We start from the raw sequence: 14,063 nt of genomic DNA on the forward strand, positions 1-14,063 counted from the left end.
AACAGGCCTTCCACCAGGGGAAGTTCACCGTCGTGGTCGAGCCATGAGGAGCGGTGGGTGAGCCGGGCCCGGTGGTCCTGTCCCAAAGTGGCGGTCTGTCAATGCCTTCGGAGTTGGTGACACCCCCCGAGCCATGCACTCGACGAGAGGAGGTAGTCATGCCAACTCCGAAGGCCGGTAACCGCATTGCGAGGCTACGAAAACGGTAACGGGGGGCGGCCGTGCTGCTGTCCATGCAACTGCCGCCGTTCCGGAGTGGGGCGGCCCGGGCCGTGTCAGCTGTGGTTCAGGGACCACTCGACCTGGTCCTGGTACCAGCGGGCGGGAGTGACCCGGTGCGACGACGTCGCCTCGTCGACCTGGTCCTGGTACCAACGGGCGGCAGTGACCCGGTGCGACGACGTCGCCTCGTCGACCTGGTCCTGGTACCAACGGGCGGCAGTGACCCGGTGCGACGACGTCGCCTCGTCGACCTGGCCCTGGTACCAACGGGCGGCGCTGACGCCGTGCCACGAGGCCGCTTCGCCCTTGTGGGCCGCGGCCTGTACGGACACGTACTGCGTGTGCTGCACGGGTGCCGAGGCCGTGGCGGCCGACGCCGAGCCGCCGGCTCCGAGAAGGGCTCCGCCGGCCAGCGCGGTGGAGGCGAGGGCGATCGAGAGGCGCTTCGTCATGCTGCTCATGGTCATTTCCCTTACAGAACTGCCGCGGCTTCGCCGATCTGGCGGGCGCCGCTTCCATGTGAACCGAGATCCGGAAATCCCGGGTCAGTCGGCTGGCTTCAAGGTCATCCGGAGGGGTGCCTCACGTTCGACTCCGCCACCGTACCCGAGGGGCGCCTCATGTTTGCAGTGAGCATCATCACAGCACGTCACGGGCACGAAATTGCGATCGGAAATACGAGTTCCCTCCAATTGGAGGGGGTCCTCATGTTACAGTCGAGCCATGAGCCACCACCACGCCCCGTCCCTGAGCGAGCCCCCGGCCAAACCTCTGCGCCGTGACGCACAGCGCAACAGGGACGCGATCGTGGCCGCCGCCCGCACGGCCTTCTCCGAGCAGGGCCTCGGGGCGTCCCTGGAGGGCGTCGCCCGCGAGGCCGGCGTCGCGATCGGCACGCTCTACCGCCACTTCCCCACCCGCCTCGCCCTGGTCGAGGCGCTTTTCAACGCGAAGTACACGGAACTGCTCGCCACCGCGGAAGAGGCCGCGGCCATGGACGACGCCTGGGAGGGGTTCTGCCGCTACATGGAGAAACTCTGCCAGCTGCAGGCCTGCGACCGCGCCTTCAACGACCTGGTCTCGGCACGACTGCCCCTTCACGCGGCCGGCCGCGAGATGCACGAACGCGCCAAGGAACTCTGCACCCAGATCATGCGCGGCGCCCAAGAACAGGGCGCCCTGCGCGACGACGTCACCGCTCAGGACATCGCCTTCGTGATCTGGTCCCAGGCCGGGATCATCCAGGCCACCCGCACCGTCGCGCCCCGGGCCTGGCGCCGCCACCTCTACCTGATGCTCGACGGCTTCCGCGCCCAGGGCGCCCACGAACTGCCAGAGCCTCCTCTGACCAGCGAGCAGGCCGACCAGACCCTCACCGCCCTCGAGTGCAACGAAGAGGACTGCCGCGAGCAGCGGCCCTGACCCGTGCCGTCACACGCCACCCACACCTCGCGGTGCGAGCCCGTCTCCCGCAAGCACCCCGTCCACATCGCCGACCTCCCCCGCCGGACCCGGCACGTTCACCGCGGGTGGCGCTGTCGGCGGTCGCCCCTGTGGTCCTGGACGCGGTGACGGAGTTCTCTGTACCTACGACTCCTGGACAAGATCGAGGCGGCGCACAGCACCGGCCCGCTCGGTGCCGCCGTTCGATCTGGCGGAGTCCGCGGACGTACGCCGCCCACGCCGCCGCCGAATCGCCGAGCCGGATCTGGATGCGTCGGCGAGCCCCATGGACTCCGAGCCGGTCCACGGCAAGAAGATCTTCGAGCATTCCCTCGCCCCAGGACCTCCCGCCCGACACTTCGACCGCCGATCTGGTCCGCCTGGCCAAGGTCCGCTGGCGCATCGAGCACGACCACCGAGAGCTCACGCACGGTTGGGGCCTTGACCACTTCGAAGGCCGTCGGCGGTCACGAGGGTGATGTGGTGGTGCCAGCCCGGCCAGGAACAGCACGCCTTCCTCCCCGAACAGCGCCTGGCCCCAAAAGCACCGCAACCAGCATCACCCTTTACCAGATCCTCGACGCCCTCCAAGACACCCGGAGGTGCGGGACCGGGACCGAGACCTGCACCAGTTGCCGGCAACCCCTCCCCACCACAGTCCGCACAACAGCAAGATCAAGAAAGACCTGACGGAGCCCTATTGGCATCAGCTCGAACCGGCCAATACGGTCCCGCGCACCGTTTGTACGCCGCGCAGAACGTCCAGCCGCATACATTGCGGCCGGGTCGATCGACGAACAGCGGGCCGACTACATGCAAGAGGTGTCACTTGAATTCCAGCTCGGTGCCCCTGGGGACGATCTGGACGTGGAGTTCAATATTGATGTTGGAGCCTACGACTGCGATGCCGCGGGCCAGCATCGACTGCCAGTTGATGGTGTAGTCCTCGCGGTGCAGCTCGGTGGTGGCCCGGATTGCCGCACGGGTCTCACCTTCCATACCGACGCGCAGACCGCCGTATGTAGCGTCGAGGGTTACCGTGCGCGTGACTCCGTGCAGCGTGAGTCCGCCGGTGATCGCCCAGTTGTTTCCGCCGCGATGAACGAAACGGTCGCTGTAGAACTCCATGGTCGGGTACTGGTCCACGTCGAGGAAATCCGCGGACCGCAGATGCTCGTCACGCATCCTTACATTGGTGTCGATCGAGGCGGCGTCGATAACGACATGCATTGCCGTCTCCTCCATCGACTCTCCGACCCGAATCGCCCCGGAGAAGTTGTCGAAATGGCCAAAGACGCGGCCCAGTCCGATGTGCCGAGCTGCGAAGGAAATTCGGGTATGAGCTCGTTCGATTTCCCATTCGCCGGGGGTTGGCAAAGGGGTCAACGGTGCCGCCTGGAGCAGAATATCTTTCACCCCGGTGCACTTTCCCTCTTCCACGACAGACTCGTTTCCCCGGTACGGGCTGAAACTTTCTGACGAGACAGCGAGCCGGTATTCCCCAACGGGAACCATCGCCAAGATCATGCCGAAGGGGTCAGTCTCCCCGCCCACAATCTTATGACCGTTTCTGTCGCTCACAGTGAATTCGGCGTGCCTGACCGGCTGGGTCGCAGAATCGAGAACGCGGCACGCGAGAAGACCTGCACCGGACGGCACGGAAAGTCCAGATATAGAGTTTTGCCCGTTCGCGGTCATCGGGCGGCCAAGAAAACGACGGATCATGGTGTATGTACCCCTGTGCAATGAAGCTTCGCGGCTCTAACGGTTCGACTGGTCGTCGAACGGGCCGCTGTTTGAGACATTATTCGATCACTTGGTGCCATTCGATGCAAACGGGTCGACAGAGAGAGGTGCTCATGCATGCAACCTGCATGCAACCTGACGTTCGTGACACCTACACCCACACCTACTGAACCGCAGCCCGAATGGACGTAACCGACCAATGCTCCGCGCAGCGACCCATCTCCCGGCGCGGGGGGGTGCGTGTTAGCTGCTCTCCGGACGAGGTCCTCCGCGGCAGCGGTTGCCAACGCCGGCGAATCTGGACGGCGGTAAATGCACTAAATCCGTTTTGCCCTTTCAGTTGGAGGGTCGGAGTGAGTGAGGCCATCCGAAACTCTCGACAATCCCTTCACACACTTCCCGATGACTGAGCGGAATGGCATTTCATGGAACCCCGCCTGCGACTCGCGGCGAACTGGGCGCAGGCTGTCACTCCCCTCGCGGCGAGCCCCGCAGGTGACAGTTTTTCGGGGAGCCTGGGTACGCAGATGTCCGCTACGTGGGTGTCAGACCTGGCCGCCGTCGGCGAAACAGTCGGCGCCGTTGGCGAAGCTGGAAGTGTCGGCGGTGTCCGCGAGCCGAGCGAGGAGGTGATCCTTGTCTGGCTCACCACTGCGGGATTTCGAGCGAGAGGCTCTTCTGGCTCCCCGGAGCATATTGCCCAGCCCGGATCACTTCTTGAGCTCGGAGATGCTTCTCCGCCCAGTTGCCCAGTTCCTTCAGCGCGGGCTCCAGCGCGGCGCCGGCCTCCGTCAGACCGTACGAGACCCGCAGCGGTGGTCCTTCGTCGACCTCGCGCACGACGAGTCCCGCGGCGCCGAGTTCCGTGAGGCGGTCGGAGAGCATCCGTTCGCTGATGCCGGGGATCGCCCGGCGCAGGTCGGCGAAGCGGACGGGATGCGGCAGCAGCACGGCCACGATCAGGCCCGTCCAGCGCTTTCCGAACAGCTGGAAGACCCGGGCCATACCGTCGTCGACCTTCTGGCCCGGCCCTGCGTCGTGTGCTCCCAGCGCTGACATGTGCGTACTACATTCCTTTGGTGGAGAGAAAATCAGGTGGCCGAGCCAGCGATCGTGCACGGAGAAGGATCTTTTGCGCTAGCGCATCGGACATGCTGTCTGCGTCAAACTCCAACCTGAGCCTGTGACATGGACTCTTATCCGCTTCTTTACTTCTCCTGGGCCGTGGTTCATCGTGGGCTCGAGAGTCCGGGGTGCATGGATGTCTTCCTCGGCGCGCGCAGCGGTGCCTACCAGTTGGTCCATGGCGGCGTGACTCAAAGGAACGGACAGTTCAGGCAGGGCGATCGTCACGGCGCCATGGCTCGACAAGACCAGAGGATCGACCGCCAGTCGAGGAAGCTCTGTGGAGACCCGGGCCGCTTCGTCCTCGGTCGGCCCAGCGAACAACAACTCGACCGCGGTCTGTACGTTTCCTGTGGTATCGACAAGTCGTGGCAGTGATGTCAGGTTCCCGCCGGACCAGAAGTAGACACGAATCTTCCGCGTATCTATCCCGGTCGCAGGTTCGCCCACCTGAACCACACTGGTGGAGGGAATCCCACATGCCGATATCACTAGAGAAATGAGCAGCGCAACCAGAGCCATCGGGTGAGGGTGGAGATTTCGTGCGGGGGTTCCTCGGTATCGCATCAAGTGGTACTGGGGGTGTTTCCGTTCGGTCGGTGGGCTCCTGCGGCGGTCAGGACGTCTTCGGCGAGACGGTAGGCGACGGCCAGGGGTGTTGTTGCCTCATTCGCACTGTCCTCCAGTATCCGTGCGGTGGCTTCCTCGATGGAGGCGAGCCGCTGCAGGGACTGAGCCGGCGTCAGTTGGTGAAGCTCAAGGCCGGACGCATACATGACCCCGCCGGCGTTTGCCACGAAGTCCGGTGCCCAGGTGATCCGTGCCTTGGCCAGGTCCTCTGCCACGGCGTCGTGGGCCAGCTGGTTGTTGGCCGAGCCGACGATCGCCCGGCAGCGCAGTGAGCCGACGAGCTCGGAGGTGAAAGCGCCGCCCAGGGCACAGGGCGCCAGAATGTCGGTCTGAAGGGTGTGGGCGCCGTCCAGTTCTACCCACTGCGCTCCGGACGCCTCGACGGCCGAGCGCCGCCCGGCGTCGACGTCGGTCGCCCGCACATGAGCGCCTTGTGCGAGCAGGCGCTTGGTGAGCTCATGCCCGACGCCACCGAATCCGATCACCACCACGTCACGTCCCCGCAGATGCGGTGTTCCCCACAGATGCGCGGCGGTTGCGTTCATCGCATGCTCGACGCCGGCGGCAGTCCCGAAGGTAGTGGCCCCGAGGCCATCGGCTGTGGCGGAATAGCCGCCCACATAGGGGGTGCGGCGGCGCATGAGCTGGATGTCGGCGGAGCCGGTGCCGACATCGGGGGCCACGTAGTAGGCGCCGTTCAGATCGTGGACCAGTTCGGCGACATCGAGCAGCAGGGCTTCCCGCAGTTGGCCGTCCAGGCGCTGAGGGCCCCCGGGCAGGAGCGGGACGACAGTCTTTCCTCCGCCCGTGCCATTGCGGACGGCGGCAGCCTTGTAGGTCATCCCGCGGCTCAGTCGGAGACAGTCCACCAGCGCGTCGGCCGGGGAGTCGTATCGAGCGATCCGCATGCCACCGACGGCAGGGCCGAGGCGAGTGGAGTGAATGGCGATGATCACTGGCAGGCCGGAGCGGTGTCCTTGCCGGACCAGGAACCCCTCATGGTCAAGCGTGGTCTCCAGGGTGCGTGACGGCATGGCCAGTCCCTCCAGCTCAGGTACGGGCTGACTTAACAGTAGCTAAGTCAGATCTGGCTTAAGCTAGCATAAGTCTGCTGCTTCGCTAGACGGGATGGTGTGATGTCGGCACTCACTGGCTCGCTGACCGACCGGGACAGCTGGAGCGAACACCGCTGCTCAGCGGCTCGGGCTCTGGAAGTACTGGGGACGCCCTCGAATCTGTTCGTGCTGCGCGAGGCCTTCTACGGCACGACCTACTTCAACGACTTCGTCCGCCACACCCCGCTGAGCGCACCCGCCACGGCCAAGCGTCTACGAGAACTCGTCGAGGTCGGACTTCTGCGGCGGACCCCCTACCAGGCGCCCGGACAGCGAACACGCGACCGCTACGAACTGACCGAACCCGGCCAGGAGCTCCTGATCGCCTACTTCGCGCTGATGGAGTGGGGCGACCGCCACGCCACCCAGGGAACGGAAGGCGGTCCGGTTCGCTTGCGGCACCGAGACTGCGATGCTCCCGTGCACGTGGAACTCTCCTGCTCCGACGGCCACACGCTCGCCCCCAGCGAACTCGAGGTCGTTCCAGCCCCGGGACTGTCGCGGACTGAGGCGGCAGACTGATCCCTCCGACGCCCCCTCGCCCCGTGTACGCAATTCGTCCCGGCAGCGCCCTGGCGACGTTGATCGGTCCATTCGTAGCCGGATCGGCTCAGCTTCTGGACCGCCGCACAGACGGCCTTCGCGCGCCGCGGGGCACTGGGACGGCTTCACGCATGGGGTGCGGTCAAGACCGGCTGCAGCTCAGTCCAGGACGCGGCCGAGGAACCCGCGAATGTAGCCGCTGATGGCGTCGAGGTGCGTCTCCAGGGCGAAGTGCCCAGCCGGCAGCAAGTGAACTTCCGAGTCCGGCAGATCGCGGGTGAAAGCCCGGGCCCCGTCCGGTCCGAAGATCTCGTCTCCCGCACCCCAGACCGCCAGCAGCGGGACCTGACGGGTGCGGAAATATTCCTGGAGCTGAGGGTAGCCGTCGATGTTGGTCGGGTAGTCGCGGAAGAGCGCCAGCTGCACCTCATCGTTGCCGGGCCGGTCCAGCAGAGTCTGATCGTGCAGCCAGGTGTCCGGGCTGACGAGGCTCCTGTCGGAGGCGCCGTTCTCGTACTGCCAACGGGTTGTCTCGGCGCTGAACTTGGCCCGCGCTCCCGGTTCGGTATCTGCTCCCGGGGCCGTGGCATACGCGAACAGGTCCTCCCAGAAAGGCTGGACGAATCCATCCATGTAGGCGTTGCCGCTCTGCGAGATGATCGCGGTCACGTCGTACGAAGGATCGAGAGCAAGCCGCCATCCGATAGGGGCACCGTAATCATGTACGTAAATTGAGAAACGGCTGATGCCTAGGCTGTCGAGCAATCCGCCGGTAATTTCCGCGAGATTATCAAAGGTGTATTCGAACTCGTCGGCTTCCGGCATTGCGGACTGACCGAACCCAATGTGGTCGGGCGCGATCACGTGGTAGCGGTCGGCGAGGGCCGGGATGAGGTGCCGGAACATGTGGGAGCTGGTAGGAAATCCGTGGAGGAGCAGAACGACCGGCGCCTCCGCCGGACCTGCCTCGCGGTAGAAGACTCGTTGCCCCTGGACGATTGACGTGCGGTGGTAGGTAGGGAGCATGCTGGCCCTCCGAGGACGCACCGAGTTGGCAAAGCGGGTTTCGCGGCATTCGGTGCCGTCGATAACCGGCGGCACCGGAGACTCTGATGGATTTCCTGGTCTGCAAATGGACCAGAACGCGCCGCACCCTTATTCACCTAAAATGCTAAGCCCAACCAGGTGCAGGGGCCACTGAGGGCAGGACGCCTGCGTCCCAGCCATGCCGGCACAGGGCGCTGCCTGGCTGAGTCTGCCGCTTCCGCGGCCAGCCCTCCGATGTGCCGGATCACCTTGCCGGCCCGCTGAAGCCGATGGCGACTCTCAGCGAGACGTGGCAGACAGCTCTGATCCAGTCGTAGCTGGTGGCCGGCTGGGCCACGGCGCTGTTGGAACTTGCTGATGCGCCGCTCGACGGTGCTGCATTGTCCGCGCGGTGGAGGTACTGCGTGTGGGCTGACGCCTGGCGCCTATTCGCTCAGTCGCGGGAATCGCCGACTGCAACCGGCGGCGCCGAGGCGGTTCGCACGGCACGAGCCGCGGTCACCAGCGTCTGTGTCGGCGCCGGTGCCGCGGCTGACGGTGAGCCGGTCAGATCCCCTGGCGGGCGGCCCTGCCGCTGTTGGCGCCGGTCACGACAGCGGTCTTGTTCTCGAGCTGTCCCATGGGTGTCCTCCTGTCAGTGATGAGGTGACGGAGGTGTCAGGCCTGGGCCTGGCCCCGTCGGCGAACCAGTCGTCGCCGTTGACGAAGCTGGAGGAGTCCGAGGCCGGGAACGACGCCACGGCGGCGATCTCGTCCGGGCGGCCGATTCCGTCATGTTGCGCCGGCGAAAGTGCCGGGAAGGGGTGGATCTGCCCAATGCGAACGGGCCCAGTTCCGTGGCTCGGGACTGGGCCCGCTGCTACAGGTACCCGACCTGTGGCGTTGTCCCTTTTGCTGTGGTTCGCGACCAGTAGCGTTCAGGGAGCTGGTCGGCGCTGCCCCACACCCGACGCAGCGCCGACGTCTTCTTTGCTCAGTTGGCGGTGAAGGCGGGGTAGTCGGTGTAGCCCTCGGCCTGACCGGCGTAGTAGGTGTCCCTGTTGCCGTCGGCCAGCGGGTGGCCCTGCGTGAAGCGCTCGACCAGGTCGGGGTTGGCGATGAAGGGTTCGGCGAAGGAGACCGCGTTGACGATTCCGTGGTCGAGGATCTCGTTGCCGAGGGCCTGGGTGAAGCCGAGGTTGGCGACGATGTTGCCCTGGTAGTGGGCGCGGTAGCGGGAGAAGAGGGCGACGCGCTCCTCGATGGTGCCGGGTGTGCCCAGGAGGTGCAGGTAGGCCAGGTTGCTGTCGTTGAGCTTCTTGAACAGCTGGTCGTAGTCGGCGAGTGTCTCCTCGTCCGCGGTGAACGTGCCTCCGTTGTCCCAGGTCGGGGACATCTTCACGCTGACGCGGTCGCTGCCCCACACGTCGCTGACGGCGTCGAGGATGTCGAGGAGGAACTGGGCCCGCTTCTCGCTGCTGCCTCCGTAGGCGTCGGTGCGCTGGTTGAGACGGGGGTTGAGGAACTGCGGGATCAGCTGGGACTGCTGGGCGTGGATTTCCACGCCGTCGAAGCCGGCGCGGCGGGCGTTCTCGGCGGCTTGGCGGTAGTCGGCGATGGTGGCGGCGATCTCGGCGGCGGTGTAGGCGCGCGGGGTGACGGTGTCCTTGGGGCCGGAGGGGGTGAAGGACTTCTCGCCGGGGTTGATGGCCGAGGGTCCGGCGGGCAGGCGGCCGCCGAGGTGGTCGGGGTGGGAAGCCGCGCCGAGGTGGCCGAGCTGGGAGACGATCCGCCCGCCGGCCTCGTGGACGGCTTCGGTGACCTTCACCCAGCCGGCGGTCTGCGTGTCGGTGTAGATGCCGGGCACGTGGATGAAACCGACCCCCTCGGCGTTGACCCAGGTTCCCTCGGTGACGATCAGGCCGGCGCCGGCGCGCTGCGCGTAGTAGGTCGCGTGCAGGTCGGTGGGGGCCAGCTCGGCGTTCTGGGCGCGGGCGCGGGTCATGGGGGCCATGACGACGCTGTTGGCGAGCTCCAGGGCGCCGAGGCGGACGGGCTGCAGCAGGGGCTGGGTGGTGGTCATGAGCAACTTCCTTGTGCTGAGGGGTGATGAGGAGGAGAGCGAAGAAATGGGCGAGGGCCCGGCTCAGTCCTGTCTGAGGGCGTGGAGGCCGGAGAGCGGGCCCTTCGTGGGGTTCAGGGTGTGGGGCTGGTGAGCAGGACGGTTCCGCTCTTGCCGGGGCGGCGGACATGGTCGATGGCCTTCGCGAAGTCGGCGAGGTCGTAGCCGGCGGCGACCTCGAAGAGTTCCGGGGCGGTCGTGGCCAGACGGGCGGCGAAGGCGACGTCCTCGGCCCGTTCCTCAGGCGTGCGGGCGGCCATCCAGTGGAAGACGGACGTGCCCCGCACGGTCAGGGCCCGCGGGGTCAGCGCGAGCGACTCCAGCGGCGTGCTGCCGGAACCGAGCCCTCCGTAGGTGATCAGCGTGCCGCCGTCGGCGAGCAGTCCGGCCAGGTCACCGGTCAGGGATCCGCCCACCGCGTCCAGTACGACCTGGACGCCCCGGCCGCCGGTCGCGTCCTGGACCTGAGTGCGCCAGTCCGCGTCGTCCGTCGAGATGGTCGGCAGACCGGGGAAGCGCTGCCGCAGGGTCTGCGCCCCGGTGGCGCTGCGTACCAGGTTGACCAGCGGGATGCCGTGCTTGAGTGCGGCGGCGCTGACCAGCTTTCCCACCGACGAACCGGCGGCCGTCTGCACCACCGGACCGGGCTGGCCGTGCTGGGCGTCCTCGACCGCCCGCAGCAAGGAGAGCAGGGTCAGCGGGTTGACCAGCATCAAAGCTGCGGTCTCGTCGCTGAGGTCGTCGGGCACCGGCACCACAAGATCGGCCGGCGCCGTGACGAGTTCGCTCCACGCGCCCGGCACCGGGAAGAACGCCACCCGCCGACCGGGCCGCAGGTCCTGCACGCCCTCGCCGACGGTCTCGATGACGCCCATTCCCTCCACGCCGGGAATCCGTGGCGTGGCGAACCGCTGCCGCGGCCCACCCGCAGGGCCCTCCACTCCCGCCAGGTCGCCGGGGTGGATCGGCCGGGACAGCACCCGCACCCGCACCTGCCCGGCCGCGGGCGCAGCAGGGGCCGGCTGCTCGCTCAGGCGCAGTACCTGCCCGGCTTCTCCGTGCCGGCCGTAGGTGATGGCGCGCATGACGCTCCCTTTCCACGAACTATTAATGATGGGCATCATTGCAATTTCTGCTATGATGAGAGGCATCATTAAAAATGTCAAGTCGAGAGCGACACGAGAGGACGGCCATGCCGCGGATCACCAAGCAGGACAAGGCCCGCAACCGGCAGAACATCCTCGAAGCGGCGAGCCGCATGTTCCGCTCGCAGGGCATCGACACGGTTGGCATCGCCGATTTGATGAAGGAAGCCGGACTCACCCACGGCGGCTTCTACAACCACTTCGCCTCCAAGAACGACCTGGCCGTGGAGGTGTGCGGTGCCGCCTACGCCGCCTCGCTCGAGGCCCTGGCCCGGACGATCGAGGACGGTCCGGACCAGGCCGGCTCTCCGCTGGAACGGGTCGTGGCCGGGTACCTGTCCACCGCGCACCGTGACGCCCCGGACGGCGGCTGTCCCTCCGCCTCCCTGGTCACCGACGCCGGACGGCACGGCGAAGCCGTGCAGAGCGCGTACGCCGAAGGCGTCGAGGGCTACCTCAACCGCTTCGCCGCCGAGTTCCTGCGCGAAGCCGACGAGAAGGGCCACGAACTCGACCCGGCCGACGCCCGCCACAAGGCCATCCGCCTGCTCAGCGAAATGGTCGGCGCGCTGATGCTCGCCCGCGCCGTACACCACGTCGAACCCGAGCTCTCCGACGAGATCCTGCAGACCGGCCGCAGCCACACCCTCGACTGACACGACTCAAGGCCGCCGGTTCCTGGACGCCTACGGCTGGACGTCGACTGCCAAGGACGACGACGACTTCCGACGTCTGGGGCCGGCTGCACGAAGCGGTCCTGCACCGACTCGGCGACGCCGGCCTCATCGACGTCTCGCGCGTGGTTCTCGACTCCGCTCACGCGCGCGCTAAAAAAGGGGCGAACACACAGGTCCGAGCCCCGTGGACCGCGGCAAGCCGGGTTCCAAGATGCACATCCTGTCGGACGCGAACGGACTGCCCCTGGTCGTCGGCATCTCGGCCGCCAACGTCCACCACAGCGAAGGCCTGAAGCCCATGGTGGAGGGTCACCAAACGAAACACGACCCCTACCGCGGCCGCCACTTCAAACCCCGACGCCTCCACGCCGACAAGGCCTACGACCTCCCCCCACCTGCGGAAATGGCATCGCGGCAAGCGGATCGGAGTACGTATCGCCCGCAAGGGCATCGAGTCCAGCGAACGCTTGGGCCGCCGCCGATGGGTCATCGCACGGACCACGTCCTGGCTGTTGACGGTGCGGGAGGTCATCCGGAGCTGGCGGCCGATCGCCCTCCGGCTGAGCCCGGCGGCCAGCAGTTCGTGGACGGTCGCATGGTTGGCACGGGTGCGGTCAGCGAAGCGGTGTCCCCTCGGCCAGGGCGAGCCGGAGGGGTCTTCGAACTTCTCCGGTTCGGGGGCAGGCTGGGCTGGATCTGGTGCCAGGACCTGCAGGCATCCACGGTGGTGCGCGACGCACCGCTCTGCGGCCTCGCTCAGGTTGTGCCAAAGATGCCACCTGTCCGCGACCTGCACCCGACTGCGGTGCCCCGGCCGTGGCACCTTCGGCGAAGAACGGTGCCCGATCGCGGCAGACCACCTCCACCTCGGGCCGTCTCGCGAGCCAAGCTGCGAGGCTGGACGCCTCCCGGTCGGACAGCAGGTCCAGTGGACGCCGGCTTTCGACGTCGACCACGACGGTCCCGTAGTGACGCGCGCGGGTCGGAGCTGTGAATCCGCCGTGACCAGTTCCCACATCCGGGACAGATGGCCCCCAGCCACAGTGCTTCAGGCCTCTATGCGTACCGCCTCGTCGTTCACGGTGACGGACAGCACCGCCACGTCGGCGATCGACGGGAACAGCAATTCCTCCAGCCGGAGCACCACTTCTTCCACGGGTCGAACCGTCAGCCACGCCAACCTGGTACGAGCCAATTCCGGGCAACTTTCCCAGGACCCACTCGCCCGACAACCGTGACTCAGCGTGCATGCTCCACGGAAAGTGAGCAAGAACCCAAACTCGTGAACAACGCCATGGGTAACCTCGCCGACTACGGCGTCCTCCCCGCCGGCCCCCGCCACATCGCCATCGGATGCCGAGGCGGCAAGCACCAAGGCGTTGACCGGACTACGCCAGCCTCCCAGCCGGCCCACTACACATCGCCACCTGATGCGCAGGAGGGCGTCACAGAGTGTGACGCCTCATGTTCGGGGTCTCCGGCTTTCGCCGGCCGCGCCGCAGACCTGATCAGTTACCGCAGATTCTCTCCGTGCGCGGGCTGCGGGATGCAGCGGAGCCGCTCCTGCAGCGCCTCCAGCAAACCGGGCAGATCGGGGGCAACGGCGAGGTCGTCGAGAGTGGATGCGGGGAGGAAGCCAGAGTCAGCGATGCCGCGCAGGGCGCCGAGCAGCGGCGTCCAGAAGCCCCCGGCGTCAAGGAAGCCGATGGGCTTGGCGTGGAATCCGAGCTGACGCCAGGACCACACCTCGAAGATCTCTTCCAGGGTGCCGAGGCCGCCGGGCAGGGCGACAAAGGCGTCGGCACGCTCAGCCATGAGCGCCTTGCGCTCGTGCATCGAGTCGCACATGAGCAGCTCCGTCACCCCTTCGTGCGCCCACTCCCGTTCGACCATGCTGCGCGGCATGACACCGATGACCTCACCACCCGCCTTCAGCGCGCTGTCCGCCACCACGCCCATCAGGCCCCGGCGGCCACCGCCGTAGACGAGACCGATTCCTTGCCGGGCCAGCTCTGCGCCAACGCTGGCGGCCAGCGCGGCGTGCGCCGGATCGTGTCCGTTGGACGCGGCGAGAAAGACGGCGAGACGGCGCATGAAGATCTCCGGAAACGGTTGTGGCAGCAGACCCTTCGGTCTACCACAGGGACTCCGGCGCTGCCCAAGGCCTTTCCTGCGAGGAAGAGTCCGTGGGCCCTACGGATCCGTCAACCACGCCACCGCGACCGCCAGCAGCCTGCGACAGCAGACGGGCAACACCCTGCACGTTTCC

12 protein-coding genes and 2 pseudogenes are annotated in these 14,063 nt (G+C 66.8%); 6 read left to right on the forward strand and 8 right to left on the reverse strand.

Annotated features, from left to right (window positions below; genetic code table 11):
• Positions 1 to 275: 275 nt before the first annotated feature.
• Positions 276 to 683, reverse strand: coding sequence for a hypothetical protein (locus OHB41_RS43325; protein WP_266706774.1), 408 nt, complete (start codon positions 681 to 683; stop codon positions 276 to 278).
• A 262-nt stretch (positions 684 to 945) separates the two neighbouring features.
• Here OHB41_RS43325 and OHB41_RS43330 point away from each other — a divergent pair, with 262 nt between their 5' ends.
• Together OHB41_RS43330 and OHB41_RS43335 are read left to right on the forward strand one after the other, a co-directional pair.
• Positions 946 to 1,644 (forward strand): TetR/AcrR family transcriptional regulator, encoded by a 699-nt coding sequence (locus OHB41_RS43330; protein ID WP_266706776.1) that lies wholly within the window; start codon positions 946 to 948, stop codon positions 1,642 to 1,644.
• 362 nt (positions 1,645 to 2,006) lie between these two features.
• Positions 2,007 to 2,260, forward strand: a pseudogene (locus OHB41_RS43335) (IS701 family transposase); the annotation flags it as partial.
• Positions 2,261 to 2,490: 230 nt separating this feature from the next.
• On the opposite strand, the gene OHB41_RS43340 reads toward OHB41_RS43335, so the two are convergent.
• Positions 2,491 to 3,390, reverse strand: coding sequence for a YceI family protein (locus tag OHB41_RS43340; RefSeq protein WP_266706778.1), 900 nt, complete (start codon positions 3,388 to 3,390; stop codon positions 2,491 to 2,493).
• A 666-nt stretch (positions 3,391 to 4,056) separates the two neighbouring features.
• Positions 4,057 to 4,470 (reverse strand): winged helix-turn-helix transcriptional regulator, encoded by a 414-nt coding sequence (locus OHB41_RS43345; protein ID WP_266706780.1) that lies wholly within the window; start codon positions 4,468 to 4,470, stop codon positions 4,057 to 4,059.
• A 198-nt stretch (positions 4,471 to 4,668) separates the two neighbouring features.
• Here OHB41_RS43345 and OHB41_RS43350 point away from each other — a divergent pair, with 198 nt between their 5' ends.
• Entirely contained in the window at positions 4,669 to 4,914 is a 246-nt protein-coding gene (locus OHB41_RS43350; RefSeq protein WP_266706782.1) for a hypothetical protein, read from the forward strand.
• 188 nt (positions 4,915 to 5,102) lie between these two features.
• On the opposite strand, the gene OHB41_RS43355 is transcribed toward OHB41_RS43350, so the two are convergent.
• Positions 5,103 to 6,200, reverse strand: coding sequence for a Glu/Leu/Phe/Val dehydrogenase dimerization domain-containing protein (locus OHB41_RS43355; protein ID WP_266706784.1), 1,098 nt, complete (start codon positions 6,198 to 6,200; stop codon positions 5,103 to 5,105).
• 102 nt (positions 6,201 to 6,302) lie between these two features.
• Here OHB41_RS43355 and OHB41_RS43360 point away from each other — a divergent pair, with 102 nt between their 5' ends.
• On the forward strand, positions 6,303 to 6,803 hold the full coding sequence (locus OHB41_RS43360; protein ID WP_266706786.1) for a winged helix-turn-helix transcriptional regulator: 501 nt from the start codon (positions 6,303 to 6,305) through the stop codon (positions 6,801 to 6,803).
• 180 nt (positions 6,804 to 6,983) lie between these two features.
• On the opposite strand, the gene OHB41_RS43365 is transcribed toward OHB41_RS43360, so the two are convergent.
• The 3 genes from OHB41_RS43365 to OHB41_RS43380 all read right to left on the reverse strand — a co-directional run bounded on the left by OHB41_RS43365 (position 6,984) and on the right by OHB41_RS43380 (position 11,057).
• A complete protein-coding gene (locus OHB41_RS43365; RefSeq protein ID WP_266706788.1) occupies positions 6,984 to 7,850 on the reverse strand; it encodes an alpha/beta fold hydrolase in 867 nt (288 codons plus the stop codon).
• 994 nt (positions 7,851 to 8,844) lie between these two features.
• The gene (locus OHB41_RS43375) at positions 8,845 to 9,933 is read right to left on the reverse strand and encodes an alkene reductase (RefSeq protein WP_266706790.1); all 1,089 of its coding nucleotides are present in this window, start codon (positions 9,931 to 9,933) and stop codon (positions 8,845 to 8,847) included.
• 113 nt (positions 9,934 to 10,046) lie between these two features.
• Entirely contained in the window at positions 10,047 to 11,057 is a 1,011-nt protein-coding gene (locus OHB41_RS43380) for an alcohol dehydrogenase catalytic domain-containing protein (RefSeq protein WP_266706792.1), read from the reverse strand.
• Positions 11,058 to 11,164: 107 nt separating this feature from the next.
• Here OHB41_RS43380 and OHB41_RS43385 point away from each other — a divergent pair, with 107 nt between their 5' ends.
• Both OHB41_RS43385 and OHB41_RS43390 read left to right on the forward strand, forming a co-directional pair.
• Positions 11,165 to 11,773 carry a TetR/AcrR family transcriptional regulator gene (locus OHB41_RS43385; protein WP_266706794.1) on the forward strand — a complete coding sequence of 203 codons (609 nt, stop codon included), beginning with the start codon at positions 11,165 to 11,167 and terminating at the stop codon, positions 11,771 to 11,773.
• A 74-nt stretch (positions 11,774 to 11,847) separates the two neighbouring features.
• A pseudogene (locus OHB41_RS43390) lies at positions 11,848 to 12,324 on the forward strand (transposase); the annotation flags it as partial.
• 982 nt (positions 12,325 to 13,306) lie between these two features.
• On the opposite strand, the gene OHB41_RS43395 reads toward OHB41_RS43390, so the two are convergent.
• Positions 13,307 to 13,888, reverse strand: a complete 582-nt coding sequence (locus tag OHB41_RS43395; protein WP_266706796.1) for an LOG family protein — start codon at positions 13,886 to 13,888, stop codon at positions 13,307 to 13,309.
• Positions 13,889 to 14,063: the final 175 nt, after the last annotated feature.

The organism is Streptomyces sp. NBC_01571, from assembly GCF_026339875.1.
Taxonomy (GTDB): domain Bacteria; phylum Actinomycetota; class Actinomycetes; order Streptomycetales; family Streptomycetaceae; genus Streptomyces.